This is a genomic window from Pseudoalteromonas sp. MMG012 (assembly GCF_018100875.1).
GTDB lineage: Bacteria > Pseudomonadota > Gammaproteobacteria > Enterobacterales > Alteromonadaceae > Pseudoalteromonas > Pseudoalteromonas aurantia.
In genome coordinates, this window is sequence record NZ_JAGJEF010000214.1 from 1 (window position 1) to 709 (window position 709).

Consider the following 709-nt stretch of genomic DNA (forward strand, 5'->3'; position numbering starts at 1 on the left):
GGTGTTCAACGCTGCCAATAAAACGCCTCTCTCCATAGCTGCATTTTATGTCTATGCGGAGGCCCATGATTTGTCATTCACTAATGGTGATAAAGCCAACTTTATTGACGCCTGTGTAGAGTATGTGGCTAAAATAAAGAATGAGCATGAGCAAATTATTATGCAAGGCTTATTGTCTTCTCGCCCAGGATATGACGAATACCTGTTTGAAACCTACCTCATGCCAATGGATCCTTATCACAAAGACAACTTCTTAGCGTTCGTCGATACCTACCATGTTGATTTCCCTCAGTGGGACACTTTGTTTAACACCTACTTTAAACAGTGGAAAAAAGATAAGCACTACAAAGTTCTATGGCAATAGACAGTCATCATAGCCATTAATAACCGCCCGTTTATTGAATCTATTTTTTACTTCATTGAACGGGCTAAATCAGTGTAAGCTCAGTAATCTCGGCACTATACAATATGCCACAGTGGAACTTGGTTAAGCGTTTAAAAAACTCACAGTGCGATTTTCAAATAAGTCATCGGCAACTAAAACGGATATACTGCCGGGCGTTAACTTAACCTCAGGTTTGGATAAGGGTTTTGGAATAGAAGATGTTTTATAAACAAACTTACGTACAATCCAATGATGATATTTTGTTCAATATCAAGGCGCTTTTATACAGTAATAGCGGGCTATTACAAATGAAAGCAACGCCGA

1 protein-coding gene is annotated in these 709 nt (G+C 38.9%); it reads left to right on the forward strand.

What is annotated here, in order from left to right; all coding sequences use genetic code 11:
• Nucleotides 1–364, forward strand: a 364-nt coding sequence (locus J8L97_RS23095; RefSeq protein ID WP_211053067.1) for a hypothetical protein, incomplete at its 5' end; no start/stop codon positions are given.
• Between the last annotated feature and the right edge of the window lie 345 nt (nt 365–709).